This is a genomic window from Kumtagia ephedrae, from assembly GCF_003012745.1.
GTDB classification, from domain to species: domain Bacteria; phylum Pseudomonadota; class Alphaproteobacteria; order Rhizobiales; family Rhizobiaceae; genus Kumtagia; species Kumtagia ephedrae.
Map to the genome: position 1 here is coordinate 22,541 of NZ_PXYK01000041.1, position 14,447 is coordinate 36,987.

The 14,447-nt window shown below is 67.3% G+C and carries 11 protein-coding genes; 5 read left to right on the forward strand and 6 right to left on the reverse strand.

What is annotated here, in order from left to right:
- Nucleotides 1–263: 263 nt before the first annotated feature.
- Entirely contained in the window at nt 264–1,064 is an 801-nt protein-coding gene (locus tag C7I84_RS27295) for an SDR family NAD(P)-dependent oxidoreductase (RefSeq protein WP_106775383.1), read from the reverse strand.
- Nucleotides 1,065–1,140: 76 nt separating this feature from the next.
- Here C7I84_RS27295 and C7I84_RS27300 point away from each other — a divergent pair, with 76 nt between their 5' ends.
- Together C7I84_RS27300 and C7I84_RS27310 are read left to right on the forward strand one after the other, a co-directional pair.
- The gene (locus tag C7I84_RS27300; RefSeq protein WP_106775373.1) at nt 1,141–2,142 is read left to right on the forward strand and encodes a bifunctional helix-turn-helix transcriptional regulator/GNAT family N-acetyltransferase; all 1,002 of its coding nucleotides are present in this window, start codon (nt 1,141–1,143) and stop codon (nt 2,140–2,142) included.
- A 532-nt stretch (nt 2,143–2,674) separates the two neighbouring features.
- Nucleotides 2,675–4,204, forward strand: a complete 1,530-nt coding sequence (locus C7I84_RS27310; protein ID WP_106775375.1) for an ABC-F family ATP-binding cassette domain-containing protein — start codon at nt 2,675–2,677, stop codon at nt 4,202–4,204.
- A 55-nt stretch (nt 4,205–4,259) separates the two neighbouring features.
- On the opposite strand, the gene C7I84_RS27315 is transcribed toward C7I84_RS27310, so the two are convergent.
- A complete protein-coding gene (locus C7I84_RS27315) occupies nt 4,260–5,009 on the reverse strand; it encodes an SDR family oxidoreductase (protein ID WP_106775376.1) in 750 nt (249 codons plus the stop codon).
- Nucleotides 5,010–5,227: 218 nt separating this feature from the next.
- On the opposite strand from C7I84_RS27315, the gene zwf reads away from it, so the two are divergent.
- Genes zwf through edd form a run of 3 tightly spaced genes read left to right on the forward strand, consistent with a single transcriptional unit; the run spans nt 5,228 to nt 9,278 of the window.
- A complete protein-coding gene (gene zwf, locus C7I84_RS27320) occupies nt 5,228–6,694 on the forward strand; it encodes a glucose-6-phosphate dehydrogenase (protein ID WP_106775377.1) in 1,467 nt (488 codons plus the stop codon).
- Between the two features lie 14 nt (nt 6,695–6,708).
- Nucleotides 6,709–7,398: a 6-phosphogluconolactonase gene (gene pgl / locus C7I84_RS27325; RefSeq protein ID WP_425351412.1), complete on the forward strand. Its 690-nt coding sequence runs from the start codon at nt 6,709–6,711 to the stop codon at nt 7,396–7,398.
- A 50-nt stretch (nt 7,399–7,448) separates the two neighbouring features.
- Nucleotides 7,449–9,278 carry a phosphogluconate dehydratase gene (gene edd, locus C7I84_RS27330; protein WP_207771081.1) on the forward strand — a complete coding sequence of 610 codons (1,830 nt, stop codon included), beginning with the start codon at nt 7,449–7,451 and terminating at the stop codon, nt 9,276–9,278.
- Between the two features lie 276 nt (nt 9,279–9,554).
- On the opposite strand, the gene C7I84_RS27335 is transcribed toward edd, so the two are convergent.
- The 4 genes from C7I84_RS27335 to C7I84_RS27350 form a co-directional block, all read right to left on the reverse strand.
- A complete protein-coding gene (locus C7I84_RS27335) occupies nt 9,555–10,436 on the reverse strand; it encodes an SH3 domain-containing protein (RefSeq protein WP_106775379.1) in 882 nt (293 codons plus the stop codon).
- A gap of 323 nt (nt 10,437–10,759) precedes the next feature.
- On the reverse strand, nt 10,760–12,046 hold the full coding sequence (locus tag C7I84_RS27340; RefSeq protein ID WP_106775380.1) for an NAD(P)/FAD-dependent oxidoreductase: 1,287 nt from the start codon (nt 12,044–12,046) through the stop codon (nt 10,760–10,762).
- Between the two features lie 125 nt (nt 12,047–12,171).
- The gene (locus C7I84_RS27345) at nt 12,172–13,605 is read right to left on the reverse strand and encodes a glutamine synthetase family protein (protein ID WP_106775381.1); all 1,434 of its coding nucleotides are present in this window, start codon (nt 13,603–13,605) and stop codon (nt 12,172–12,174) included.
- A gap of 65 nt (nt 13,606–13,670) precedes the next feature.
- Nucleotides 13,671–14,126, reverse strand: coding sequence for a response regulator (locus C7I84_RS27350; protein ID WP_245428636.1), 456 nt, complete (start codon nt 14,124–14,126; stop codon nt 13,671–13,673).
- Nucleotides 14,127–14,447: the final 321 nt, after the last annotated feature.

A 14,447-nucleotide genomic window follows, 5' to 3' on the forward strand; every position in this document is an offset into this window, starting at 1 on the left:
TGACTCGTCAGCTTTTGTTCGCGCCGTCCGCCCCTCTGAGGCACACCATCGAGGCTAGGGCAACTGGCGAGCAAATCGACTGCCTTGAACCCCCACCCCTAACCCCTCCCCACAAGGGGGAGGGGGATCTTGCGGCCGCTACGCCGCGCGAAACCGTTGACGATTGCCGCCTGGCGGGACGCAGCAGCATTCCCCTCCCCCTTGTGGGGAGGGGTTAGGGGTGGGGGTAGACTCACATGCGCCTGCCTGCCCGCCTTGCGGTCCTACGCCGCCAGGAACCCGCCATCCGCAGCCAACACATGGCCGACCACATAGGCCGACTCCGGCGACGCCAGCCAGACCACCGCTTCCGCCACCTCCTCCGGCCGGCCCATGCGGCGCAGCGGCAGGCCGGCGGCGACCGCGTCGAGGCCGCCGGTGCCGCCGGCGGCCGTGACCATCATGTCGGTCACCACCCGGCCCGGCGCCACCGCATTGATGCGCACGCCGCGCGGCGCGCATTCCATCGCCGCCGAGCGGGTCAGCGAGATCACGGCGGCCTTGGACGCCGAATAGAGCGCGAAGCCGGGATTGGGATTGCGCACGCCGCTGACCGAGGCGTTGACGACGATGCGGCCGCCGCCCTGCGCCAGCATGACGGCGAGCTGGTGCTTCAGGCACAGGAACACGGCGCGGACATTGGTGTCGAACACGGCGTCGAAGGTTTGCGCCGTCTGCTCCTCGAGCGGCTGCCGCCGCTCCTGGTGGCCGGCATTGTTGAAGGCGACGTCGAGCCGCCCGAACCGCTCGACCGTGGTGCGCAGCAGCCTTGCGACATCGGCTTCGTCGGTCACGTCGGCCGGCACGAACAGGGCTTCGGCTCCAGCCGCGCGGCAGGCGGCCGCCGCCGCTTCGCCAACCTCGGCGCGGCGGCCGGCCACGACAATCGACGCCGCACCCTCGGCCGCCATCCGCAACGCCGCGGCGCGGCCGATGCCGCTGCCTCCGCCGGTCACCAGGCAGACGTCGCCCGCCAGCTTTCCGCGCCCGCCGGGCATGCTCGCGCTTTGCTCTATGACGGCCATCATCCGCTCCCTTGCCGCTACGGCTTGCATCGATAAAGTTGTATGATACAACTAAAAACCGGAAAGGAAAGCGGCCATGATCCACGCCAGGGAAACGTCACCGATCGAAAAGGTTCGCGACGCCTCGCGCCGCATCGTGCGCGAGCTCGGCTTCATGAAGCCCACGGTCGGCGCCACCGGCCTGCCGATATCGGCGGTGCATGCGCTGATCGAGATCGGCGCCCGTGGAAAGCTGACGGCGGCCGCGCTCGGCGAAATCCTCGATCTGGAAAAGTCGAGCGTCAGCCGCCTGCTGCGCAAGCTCGTCGATTCCGGTGAGATCGAGGAGCGCGAGAATCCCGACGACGCCCGCTCGAAGATCCTGTCGCTGACCGGTCGCGGCCGAAAGATGCTGGAGCGCATCGACAGTTTCGGCCACGGCCAGGTTTCCGGCGCCTTCGGCCATCTGTCGCAGGAACAGCGGCGGACCGTCGTCGCCGGCCTCGGCGCCTATGCGGACGCGCTGGCCGCGGCGCGCCGGGGGGAGGGCGGCCAGGCTGGGGCATCCGGCGTCGACATCGTCGCCGGCTACGTGCCGGGCGTCATCGGCCGCGTCGCCGAGATGCACGGCCGCTACTATGTCGAACCCTATGGCTTCGGCCGCTTCTTCGAGGCGAAGGTCGCCAGCGGGATGGCGGAGTTCTCGGAACGGCTCGACCGGCCGGCGAACGGGCTGTGGGTGGCGCTGCGGGATGGCCGGGTGATGGGCAGCGTCGCCATCGACGGCGAGGACCTGGGCGACGGCGCCGGTCATCTGCGCTGGTTCGTCATGGACGATGCCTTGCGCGGGCTGGGTGTCGGCAGGCGGCTGCTCGCCGAAGCCATCGCCTTCTGCGACCGCCGGCAATTCCGCCACGTCGACCTGTGGACCTTGCGCGGTCTCGAGGCGGCGCGAAAGCTCTACGAGGATTTCGGCTTCACGCTGGTCGAGGAATTCGTCGGCGGCCAGTGGGGTACTGAGGTCACCGAACAGCGCTTCCGCCGCACACCGAGGATGGGTGCCGAGGGCGATGCAAGCCCTCTGAAGATGATGGGTTGAGAAGTCGACCGGCGTCTGGCGCCCTCGTGGTTCGACACTCACCATGAGGGCTACTGATAGGCTTCCGCTTGTCGTTGCTGTCGCTGCGGCGGATCAGTGGTAGCGCTTGGCGCAACCTCCCAGCAGCCCTCATGGTGAGCTTGTCGAACCACGAGGGCGCCAGACGCGGCCTTGAGGTACCAGCCAGGCGGCGCTCTCTGTTCGGACCCTTGTTGAAGGTCGCAGCCGCGATTGCATGTCGGCGCCGGCGCGGCTATGACTGCCGTATCGACCCGTCGAGAAAGGAGGGCTGCGTGACGTTCTTCCGGCATCATCGCCAGCGTGGCCCCGTCGAGGCCCTGCAAATGCGTTTGCAGGGCTGACCAGAGACGATCGCCTCTTCGCATCTCCTTCCGGTCTGCCCTTCGTGGTGATGCCGCGCCGGCTTCAAGCTCGTGCGCCGGCATCGTGACAGTCACCCGGTTCTGTCCCTCCCAAAACATGCGTCCGCCGAGCGGCCGCGGGAGAAGGTCCGGTAGACCAGAGAACGACGATGGCACTGATCAATCTGCGATCCCTTGGCGTGACACTCGGCGCGCCGCTTTTCTCCAACCTCAACCTGTCCGTCGAACCTGGCGACCGCCTCGGCATCGTCGCCGCCAACGGCCGCGGAAAGTCGACGCTACTGCGCACCGTCTCCGGGGCCTTCGAGCCGACTTCCGGCGACGTCACGCGGGCGCGCGGCCTGCGCATCGGTCATGTTGAGCAGAACGTGCCGGCCGGCCTGCTTGCTGCGAGCTTTTATGATGCGGTGCTCGCTGCGCTGCCGGCGGAGCAGGCCGAAAGCGAAAGCTGGCGGGTCGAAATCGTGCTCGATTCGCTCGACGTGCCGCAGGACATGCGCCGTCGGCCGCTGGCGCATGTGAGCGGCGGCTGGCAGCGGCTGGCGCTGCTGGCGCGCGTCTGGGTGACCGAGCCCGACATGCTCCTGCTCGACGAGCCCACCAACCATCTCGACCTCGCCCGCATCGGCCAGCTGGAAGACTGGCTGAACGCCCTGCCGCGCGACGTCCCGGTGCTGATCTGCAGCCACGACCGCGCCTTCCTCGACGCCGTGACAAACCGCACGCTGTTCCTGCGGCCGGAAAATTCGCAGGTCTTTTCGCTGCCCTATGCGAGGGCGCGCGCCGCGCTCGACGAGATCGACGCCTCGGAGGAACGCCGGTTCCAGAAGGACATGAAGACCGCCCAGCAGCTCCGCCGGCAGGCCGCCAAGCTGAACAACATCGGCATCAATTCGGGCAGCGACCTGCTTGTGGTGAAGACCAGGCAGCTGAAGCAGCGCGCCGAAAGACTGGAGGAAGCGGCGCGGCCGGCGCACCAGGAGCGCTCGGCCGGCGCGGTGAAGCTCGCCAATCGCGGCACGCATGCCAAAGTGCTGGTCACGCTGGAGGATGCTCCGGTCGCCACGCCCGACGGCACGCTGCTGTTCCGCACCGGAAAACTGTGGATCCGCCAGGGCGACCGTGTCGTGCTGCTCGGCCGCAACGGCACCGGCAAGACACGGCTGGTCAACATGATCCGGCAGGCGATTCTTTCACCCGAAGACGCGCCGGCCGGCGTCAAGGCGACGCCGTCGCTGGTGCTGGGTTATGGCGACCAGGCGCTGGCGGACCTTGCCGACAGCGACACGCCGCTCGGCGTGGTCTCGAGACGCTTCGAGCTCGGCGAGCAGCGCGCCCGCGGCTTGCTGGCCGGCGTCGGGATAAACATCGACATGCAGGAGAGCCCGGCCGGTCGCCTGTCGGGCGGCCAGAAAGCGCGGCTCGGTATGCTGGTGCTGCGCCTCACCAACCCCAACTTCTACCTGCTCGACGAGCCGACCAACCATCTCGACATCGACGGGCAGGAGGCGCTGGAGGCGGAATTGCTGAAGCACGAGGCGAGCTGCCTGCTCGTCTCGCACGACCGCAGCTTCGTGCGCGCGGTCGGCGACCGGTTCTGGCTGATCGACAGGAAGAAGCTGGTGGAGGTCGAGGGGCCGGAGGAATTTTTCGCTTCGGTTGGAGATGCCAGGGCCTGAGACATTCCCGGCCAGCATTGCCTCTCGAACCGACGGGAGCTTGCTCGGCGGTCGATCACACGCAGCGGCCGCCGTCGACCTCCAGCGCCACGCCGGTGATGAAGGCCGCCTCGTCGGAGGCGAGCCACAGCGCCGCGTTGGCGATGTCGAGCGGCGTCGAGAAGCGGCCGAGCGGGATCACCGACTTGAACTGCGCCCGCCGTTCCGGCGTGTCCTCGCCCATGAACTGCGCCAGCATGCCGGTCTCGCCCGCCACCGGGCAGAGGCAGTTGACGCGGATCTTCTTCGGCGCCAGCTCGACCGCCATCGACTTCGTCGCGGTGATCACCCAGCCCTTTGAGGCGTTGTACCAGGTCAGCCCCGGCCGCGGGCGAAGCCCGGCGGTCGAGGCGGTGTTGATGATCACCCCGCCGCCCTGGCGTTCCATCATCGGCACCACGGCGAGGGTGGAAAAATAGATCGCCTTCATATTGATCGCGGCGATCAGGTCGAAGGTCGGCTCGTCGACCTCCAGCAGGTCGCCGTTGCGGTGCGTGTAGCCGGCATTGTTGACCATGACGTCGACACGGCCGAAGGCGCTTTTTGCGGCATAGACGGCTTCATCGATCTCGGCGCGCTGCGACACGTCGGTGGTGACGGCGATCGCCTGCTTGCCGATCTCCTCGGCGACGCGCGCGGCGCCCTTGGCGTTGAGGTCGGCGACGACCACCTTCGCGCCCTCCTCGGCGAAGCGGCGCGCCATGCCCTCGCCGAAGCCGGAGGCAGCCCCGGTGACGATCGCGACCTTGTCCTTCAAGCGATCCATAGTGCTCCCTTGCCCCACCTTCTTCCCGCTGCTTGCCTTTGCGCTTGCGCTGACAGGCCTACTATGCTGCAACCGCGCCCGTGCTGGAAGGACACCACCACGGTGTTCCCGCGCATGAGCCAGCCACGCTAGAGCGCCTGTGACACCGTGACGCTGGCAGGCTTAAATCGATTAGATTACATTGGTGGCAACACGCCGCCGGCACGTACGGAATCACCATGACAAGTCAGCTCATCCCCGTAGCCCCGTTCGATTTCGTCATCTTCGGCGGAACCGGCGACCTGTCCGAGCGCAAGCTGCTGCCGGCGCTCTACTATCGCCAGAGCCAGTTTTCCGAGCCGACGCGCATCATCGGCGCGTCGCGCGCCAAGCTCAGCGACGCCGATTTCCGCGACTTCGCCCGCAAGGCGATCCTCGAGCATGTCAAGGAAGCCGACATCGACGAGGCGGAGCTCGACACCTTCCTGAAGCGGCTTTCCTACGTGCCGGTCGACGCCGTCAGCGGCGACGGCTTCGCCAGGCTGAAGAAGACGCTCGGCAGCAACGGCGACGCGATCCGCGCCTTCTATCTGGCGGTCGCGCCGTCGCTGTTCGGCGAGATCTCGCACAAGCTCAGGGAGAATGAGCTGATCACGCCGAACTCGCGTATCGTCGTGGAAAAGCCGATCGGCCGCGACCTCGCCTCGGCGCGCGCGCTCAACGACCAGATCGGCGCCGATTTCGGCGAGCACCAGATATTCCGCATCGACCACTATCTCGGCAAGGAGACGGTGCAGAACCTGATGGCGCTGCGCTTCGCCAACATGCTGTACGAGCCGCTGTGGAACTCGGCGCATATCGACCATGTGCAGATCACGGTGGGCGAGACGGTCGGGCTGGAGGACCGCGTCACCTATTACGACAAGGCCGGCGCGCTGCGCGACATGGTGCAGAACCACATGCTGCAGCTTCTCTGCCTGGTCGCCATGGAGGCGCCGTCCTCGATGGACGCCAATGCCGTGCGCGACGAGAAGCTGAAGGTGCTGCATTCGCTGAAGCGCATCAACGGCGCCGAAGCGCCGAAGTCGACGGTGCGCGGCCAGTACCGCGCCGGCGCCTCCTCGGGCGGCGCGGTCAAGGGCTATCTGGAGGAGCTCGGCAATCCCGGCAGCACGACCGAGACCTTCGTCGCCATCAAGGCCGAGATCGCCAACTGGCGCTGGGCCGGCGTGCCGTTCTACCTGCGCACCGGCAAGCGGCTGGCGGCGCGCGTCTCCGAGATCGTCATCGAGTTCAAGACGATCCCGCACTCGATCTTCGGCGAGAATGCCGGCCGCATCCAGGCCAACCAGCTGGTCATCCGGCTGCAGCCCGACGAGGGCGTCAAGCAGTGGATCATGATCAAGGATCCCGGCCCGGGCGGCATGCGGCTGCGCCACATCGCCCTCGACATGAGCTTCGCCGACACCTTTCACGACCGCAATCCGGACGCCTATGAACGCCTGATCATGGACGTGATCCGTGGCAACCAGACGCTGTTCATGCGCCGCGACGAGGTCGAGGCGGCGTGGAAGTGGATCGACCCGATCTTCAACGCCTGGTCCGATAGCAATCAGGAAGTGCAGGGCTACACGGCCGGCACCTGGGGGCCGTCGGCGTCGATCGCGCTGATCGAGCGCGACGGCCGCACCTGGCACGAAAGCTGACGGCGATGCGGGAGGTGGAGGTCGCGCTGCGGGAGTTTCCGTCACGCCAGGTGCTGGCGGAAACCCTGGCGGAGAAGGTCGTGTCGGTTCTTGCCGAGGCCTTGTCGGCGCGCGGCAAGGCTGTGATGGCGGTGTCCGGCGGCACGACGCCGGCGCTGTTCTTCCGCACGCTTTCCGATCGCGATCTGGACTGGTCCCGGGTCACGGTCACCCTTGTCGACGAGCGCTTCGTGGACGAGGCTTCGCCGCGCTCCAACGCCCGGCTCGCAAAGGAAAATCTGCTGCGGGGCAGGGCCGCGGCGGCGCGCTTCGCCGGGCTATATCGCGACACCGCCGACGTCGAGGCGGCCGCCGAACTGGCTGACGAGACGGCGCGCGCGCTCGGCCTGCCCTTCGACGTGGTCGTGCTCGGCATGGGAGGCGACGGCCACACCGCCTCCTTCTTCCCCGATGCGCCGACCTTGGCCGATCTGCTCGCGCCCGTGAACCAGACGCTGGTCGCGCCCGTTCATGCTCCGAGCGGCGGCGAGCCGCGGCTGACGCTGACCATGCCCGCCCTCGCCGGCGCCCGCTTCCTTGCCCTGCACATCGAGGGCGAGGCCAAACGCGCGGTGCTCGCCTCCGCGCTCAAGGGCGAAGACCTGCCCATCCGCGCCGTTCTGGAGCACGCGGAAAGGCCGGTCGAGGTGTTCTGGGCGCCGTGAACCGTACCGGCTGCTCCGCCTCCCACGGAACGCCGGAAGCCGAAGAGGAAATGACCGCCATGACCGCCAGGAAAGACATCCAAGCCATCACCGAGCGCATCCGCCACCGCTCGCAGCGCACGCGCGAAGCCTATCTCGACCGCATTGGCCGCGCCGCCGGCCAGGCCGCCAACCGCGCAATCCTGTCCTGCGGCAACCTCGCCCACGGTTTCGCCGTGTGCAGCCCGAGCGAGAAGGTGGCGCTCGGCGGCGACACGGTGCCGAACCTCGGCATCATCACCTCCTACAACGACATGCTGTCGGCGCATCAGCCGTTCGAGACCTATCCCGCCCTCATCAAGGAGGCGGCGAGGCAGGCAGGCGGCATCGCCCAGGTCGCCGGCGGCGTGCCGGCCATGTGCGACGGCGTCACCCAGGGCCAGCCCGGCATGGAGCTGTCGCTGTTCTCGCGCGACGTGATCGCCATGGCGGCTGCCGTCGGCCTGTCGCACAACATGTTCGACGCCGCCGTCTATCTCGGCGTCTGCGACAAGATCGTGCCCGGGCTGGTCATCGCCGCGCTCAGCTTCGGCCATCTGCCGGCCGTCTTCATCCCGGCCGGGCCGATGACGTCGGGCATCCCCAACGACCAGAAGGCGAAGATCCGCCAGCTCTATGCCGAGGGCAAGGTCGGCCGCGCCGAGTTGCTGGAGGCGGAATCGAAGTCCTATCACGGGCCGGGCACCTGCACCTTCTACGGCACCGCCAATTCCAACCAGATGCTGATGGAGATCATGGGCCTGCACACGCCGGGCGCCTCCTTCATCAATCCCGGCACGCCGCTGCGCGACGCGCTGACGAGGGAGGCCGCCAGGCGGGCGCTGGCGATCACCGCGCTCGGCAACGCCTACACGCCGGTGGGGCGCATGATCGACGAACGCTCGATCGTCAACGGCGTCGTCGGCCTGCACGCCACCGGCGGCTCGACCAACCACACCATCCACCTGATCGCCATGGCCGCCGCCGCCGGCATAAAGCTCACCTGGCAGGATATCTCCGACCTGTCGGAGGCGGTGCCGCTGCTCGCCCGCGTCTATCCGAACGGTCTCGCCGACGTGAACCACTTCAACGCGGCCGGCGGCATGGGTTTCCTGATCCGCGAGCTGCTCGACGCCGGCCTGCTGCACGAGGACGTGCAGACCGTCTGGGGCGAAGGGCTGCGCGCCTACACGGTCGAGGCGCGGCTGGCCGAGGACGGCAGCGTCATGCGCCAGGCCGCGCCCGCCGTCAGCGGCGACGACAAGGTGCTGGCGCCCTTCGCCAAGGCGTTCCAGGCGACCGGCGGCCTGCGGGTGCTGGAGGGCAATCTCGGCCACGCGGTCATCAAGACCTCCGCGGTCAAGCCGGAGCGCCGCATCGTCGAGGCCCCGGCGCTGGTCTTCGACAGCCAGCAGGCGCTGAACGACGCCTTCAAGGCGGGCCGGCTCGACCGCGACTTCATCGCCGTGGTGCGTTTCCAGGGACCGAAGGCCAACGGCATGCCGGAGCTGCACAAGCTGACCACCGTGCTCGGCATCCTGCAGGACCGCGGCCGGCATGTGGCGCTGGTGACCGACGGACGCATGTCGGGCGCGTCCGGAAAGGTGCCGGCGGCGATCCATGTGACGCCCGAGGCGCTGGACGGCGGCACCATCGGAAAAATCCGCGACGGCGACCTCATCCGGCTCGACGCCGAAGCCGGCCTGCTGCAGGTGCTGGTGCCGCCCTCGGAACTCGCGGCGCGCGCGGCGCCCGACGTCGACCTCGGCGCCAACGAGCACGGCTTCGGCCGCGAGCTGTTCGCCGGCTTCCGGCAGATGGTCGGGCGGGCCGACCACGGCGCCAGCGCGTTCGCGGCGTGAGGTGCAACAGCTTAGGACGACCGACCCTCGGTGCGTCCGTTGAGGCTTGCCCGCAAAGCTCTTTTCGCTACATCGTCGAGGCTTAGCGGGCTCGCACTTCAGCATGAGGAAGGGCGTGCCGGCGAGAGATCAAACTCAATGAGAAATCGGCCACGACGCTGAAGATTGGCGTACAGGCCCGCCTCTCCTCATCTTGAAGTGCGAGCCCGCAGGCTTCTGCAATTTGAGTCAAATCGTTCGGCGGGCGAGCCCGAAGGACGCACCCGAACGGCGCCGCTAACGCCCGTTGTTGACCAGGAAGCGGCGGAAGACGAAGCCGCGCTTGCCCTTGTAGATTACCTCGCACCAGCGGTCGCAGGAGACGACCTGCACCTCAGTCCTGCCCGGAACGGTCGTAAGCGCGTTGCCGCGGTCGTTTGGCCGCGCCCGCATGGTCACGGCGCGCAGCGTGCGCACCGCCCGGGCTGTCGCCTTCGTCTCCGCGGCTTTCGCCTCGGCTTCAGGTTTCGGAGCCGGGATGGCGGCCGTGGCGCCCTGGTCCGCGGCGTCGGTGCCGGCATAGGCGTTGACGATGCTCGCGCCGTTCTGAGCGGGAGAGGCCGCCGGCTTGGCCGGATCGCCGGCCATCTTCGCCGCCCCGCCGGCCTTGGCCGGATCGACCCAGCGCGGATCGCTGGACGCGAGCGGTTCGACCTCCGCCTCGTCCGGCTGGTCCGGCGCTGTCGCGGCGGCCTGCGCGGAAACCGGATCGGCGATCGCTGCCGCTTTGCCCGACTGCCCGGCGGACGGATTCGACGGTTGTATGGCAGGCGCCGGCGCGGAAGCCGCGACATTTGTCGCCGGCTGAGCCGCCTTGGCCTCCGGCGCGGTTGTCGCCGCCGAGGCGGCAGCCGTCCCGGTGTCTTCCGGGCCTGCGGCGATCGTGTCGATGCGCTGCCCCGCCTCCGCGGGACTGACCAGGCGGCCGTCGGCGTCCGACGGCAGGGCCAGCCAGATCGCCGTCCCGGCCAGGCCGAGCAGCGACGCTGTTCCGATGGCTGCGACGATCAGATGCGACCGCGCGACGATTTCGCTCCAAACCGATGTACGCGCACCGTAGTGCAAGTCCAGCGATACGCGTCTGGCCCTCGGTTTGCCGGAGCCGAACCAGCTCTTCAACGTAACCCTCTCCGCGCCCCGAATTTCCGCCCGGTTGTGCGCTTTTGGAATGCATTGACGCCGGGAACTTTCCCGGTAACCAGAGAAGCCAGCCCGACTCTCCTCCCCGAACAGACTGGTCCTACCAGCATGGGCGAGAATTGTGGCTTCTCTACGCCCGATGTCGTCTTTCCACCAAAACGTGGCAGGAAGGCGACGCATCCTGAATAAACCGTTCATGCACGAAGATGCAACCGTGCATGGCACCGTACCCCTGTTAAGATTAAGGATTGCCGGGATCGATGGTATCGAGCGGCGCCCGGACGCCCCGGCGGTTGCCCGCGCTAAAGTCGGTCGCGCAGCGCGAACCAGTTGAGGGCGAGGAACAGCAGCGGCGAGCGGAAACGCCGGCCGCCGGGGAAGGCCGGCACCTTCAATTCCTCGAACAGCTTCAGCCGGTCGCGGTTTCCCGCCACTGTCTCGGCATAGAGTTTTCCGACGAAGTTCGACAGCATGACCCCGTGGCCGGAATAGCCGCCGGCGAAGATCACGTTCGGCATCACCTCGCGCACGAACGGCTTTCTGGGCATGGTGATGCCGACATAGCCGCCCCATCCATGCGTGATCTCGACGTCCTTCAACGCCGGATAGAGCTCGGCGATCTGCTTGCGGATGTGGATATGGATATCCTTCGGGTCGTTGACGGCATAGACCTCGCGCCCGCCGAACAGCAGCCGCCCGTCCTTCGACTTGCGGAAATAGCGGACCACGAAGCGGGAATCGTCGACCGACTCGCCGCCCGGCAGCACCGGGCTGTCGGCCGGCAGGGGCGCGGTGGCGCCGATGAACGAGCCGATCGGCATCACATGCGCCGCGCTGACCGGCTCGAGGTTGCCGCCATAGGCGTTGACGGCGATCAGCACCTTGTCGGCGGTGATGGTGCCGCGGACCGTGGTCACCCGCACCTTGCCGCCGGACGAGTTGATCCCGGTCGAAGCCGTCTTCTCGAACAGCGCCGCCCCGGCCGCCGCCGCGACCTTCGCCGTGCCCACCACCAGCTTCAGCGGATGGATGTGTCCGGTGCCGGTATCGCGCGTGCCGCCGAAATAATGCGTCGAGCCGAGGCGCTCGGCGGTCTCGGCGGCGTCCATGAAGGAGACATGCGGATAGCCGAAGCGCTCGGCCATGATGTCGGCATGCTTCCTGTAGTCGTCGACATAGCGCCGCTTGTGCGCCACCGACATCTGCCCCGGCATGAAGTCGATGTCGATCTCGTGGACGGAAGCGAACTCCAGCAGATGCGCCTTGGCCTCCTCGGCCAGATCGAACAGCGCCTTCGCCCGCGTGAAGCCGACCTCCGCCTCCAGGTCCTCGGCCCAGCCGCGCTGCCCGGTGCCGAGTTGCCCGCCATTCCTGCCCGATGCGCCGTCGCCGAAGCGATGCGCCTCGATCAGCACGACGCTCGCTCCGGCCTTAGCCAGATGCGCCGCCGCAGACAGCCCGGTGAACCCCCCGCCGATGATCGCCACGTCGCACGTCCGGTCGCCGTCCAGCGCCGGATAGTCCGGCCGCTCGCCGACGGTGGCCTCGTACCAGGAATAGCCGGGGGAGATGGGGGATTGGTATGGCATGACCAAAGCGAATAGGGAGTAGCGAATAGCGAATAGGAATTAGGAATAGCGAGTAGAAGGTGAATAGCGAGTTCGGCAAGCGGGCGTTCTATTCGCTACTCCCTATTCGCTATTCGCTCCCCCTTTCAAACATTCAACAACAAAAACTCCCGCTCCCACGGGCTGATGACCTCCATGAAGGTCTCGAACTCGGCGCGCTTGATCGCCGCGTAGGTGGAAGCGAAGGAACTGCCCAGCATGTCGCGCAGGTCCTCGTCGTTCTCGAACAGGTCGACGGCCTCCAGCAGCCCGCGCGGCAGGTCGATCTCGTCCTCGTTGACGGTGGTGCCGACCGGCGCGTCGGGCTCGATGTTTTTCGTCATGCCGATCAGCCCGCAGGCGAGCGATGCCGCAAGCGCCAGATAGGGATTGGCGTCGGAGGAGGGGATGCGGTTTTCGACGCGCCGCGCCGCCGGATCGGAGCGCGGCACGCGGAAGGCCGTGGTGCGGTTGTCGTAGCCCCATTTGGTGTTGACCGGCGCGGACGCCGCCTGCGTCAGCCGGCGGTAGGAGTTCACGTAGGGCGCGAACATCACCAGCGCGTTGGGTACATGCTTCTGCATGCCGCCGATGAAATGCCGGAACGCCTCGGTTTCCTTGCCGGTCTCGTCGGTGAAGACGTTGCGGCCGGTCTTCTTGTCCACGATCGACTGGTGGATGTGCATGGCAGAGCCGGGCTGGCCCTGGATCGGCTTGGCCATGAAGGTGGCGTAGGTGTCGTGCTTCAGCGCCGCCTCGCGGATGGTGCGCTTGAACATGAACACCTGGTCGGCGAGCTCGACCGGGTCGCCGTGGCGCAAATTGATCTCGAGCTGGCCGGCGCCTTCCTCGTGGATCAGCGTGTCGATCTCCAGACCCTGGCTCTCGGAGAAATGATAGATGTCGTCGATCAGCTCGTCGAACTCGTTGACGCCGGCGATCGAATAGCCGGCGCCGCCGCCGATCGGCCGGCCCGAGCGCCCGACCGGCGGCACCAGCGGATAGTCCGGGTCGGGGTTCTTGCGCACCAGGTAGAACTCGATCTCGGGCGCGACGACCGGTCTCAGCCCGCGCTTGCCGTAGGCGGCGACCACCCGCTTCAGCACGTTGCGCGGCGTGAACTCGACATTGCGGCCGTCCTGGTGGACGAGGTCGCAGATCACCTGCGCGGTCGGATCCTCCTCCCACGGCACGACGGAGAGGGTCGACAGGTCGGGAACCAGCTTGAGGTCGCCGTCATCCTCCGGATAGGAAAAACCGTTTCCGTCTTCCGGATAGTCGCCGGAGATCGTCATCATGAACGGCGCCGAGGGCAGCGCCAGGGACGTGTTGGAGGTGAATTTCTTCGACGGCATCATCTTGCCGCGGGCGACGCCGGCCTGGTCGGGCGTGATGCATTCGATGTCCTCGATGCTGCGCCATTCCAACCATTCGCTGACTTGCTTCCAGGCGGTGACGCCGCGGAGGTTCTTGACGTAGGCGGGTACACGGACGCGTCCCGCGCGGCCGGTGGGGCGGGCTTCCTTCTTTGCAGGCGGCATCAATCACCAGTTGGTTGCGGATGCGCGAAGTATAGCCGTGCCGATTTGCGGAAGGGAAGGGGGGATCACTCGGCGCCGACCAGCCGCCGCACCACCGGTTGCAGCACCTCCGGCAGGATCGGCTTCGACACCACGGCGTCGATCACCTTGGCGCGAGCAGGGTCGATCGCGTCGAAATTGCCCGTCGACAGCAGGATGACCCCCGGCGTCGGACGCCCCGCCGCCGACCGGGCGCGCGCCAGCGGTTCGATCAGCTCCGCGCAATCCGCGTTCGCCGTGCCGCCGTCGAGGATCACCAGGGCAGGCAGAACGCCTCTGAGCGAGCGGAAGGCCGTCTCCGGCTGCTCCATCACCGGACGCAGCCCGCAGCGCTCGACGATCCTGGACACGACCACGGCATTGATCCGCGACTTTCCCGCCACCAGGACCAGCAATGGATCGACGACGATGCCTCCCACTGTAATGCGATGATCGGGTCCAGAGTCCGGCCCGTCATTGGGGCCGGAGGTCGTGCTCGTCATACGGGAAACCGGGTTCTCGGGGGGCTCTTTCGCTGGACTGTCATTGCAACGCGCCGGACGTCACGCCGACCTGATTGCAACTTTAGAGCGTCGTGCGGCGGTTCGCCAGTCGAAACTTCGGCGACTCCGCCATCCTCCACAACCCTGAGTGGCTTGATCTGCGTCCGAACAACCACATTGGTCCACGCAGGGCTATCGCATATGAGTTGTATCGGAGCGGCAGACAACTCTGCGTCGTCATGTATGGACGGCCCCGCTTGGGCAAGAGGCAAATGGCAGTTACGGCGCAAGTCTGGAGCGGTCATGTATTCGGCCTTTGAT